The organism is Tamlana crocina, assembly GCF_012037625.1.
On record NZ_JAAVJS010000655.1, the window covers coordinates 1 to 326 of the forward strand.

Here is a 326-nt window from a genome sequence, read left to right on the forward strand (position 1 = left end):
TGAGCAGTTGCCCTGAATGGCTTATCTTTGTAGCTTGTAATTTGTAAAAGTAAAAATTTAGATTGAGATATTTCTTGGAGTTGGAATACTTCGGAAAGGCTTATCACGGCTGGCAACGACAACCTAATGCCCTTTCTGTGCAGGAGGTGATTGAACAAAGCCTTGGTACCCTGCTGCAGCAAAAAACTGAAATAATTGGTGCGGGTAGAACAGATTCCGGAGTACATGCCAGGCAGATCTTTGCACACTTTGATGCTGAAGCAGAATTAGAAGAAGCGTTTATCTTCAGGATGAATTCTCTTTTGCCAAAAGATATATCAGCAAAA

The 326-nt window shown here is 40.8% G+C and carries 1 protein-coding gene; it reads left to right on the plus strand.

What is annotated here, in order from left to right; all coding sequences use genetic code 11:
• Window positions 1-62: 62 nt before the first annotated feature.
• On the plus strand, window positions 63-326 hold a 264-nt coding region (locus tag HC176_RS18445), incomplete at its 3' end, for a tRNA pseudouridine synthase A (protein WP_483414764.1).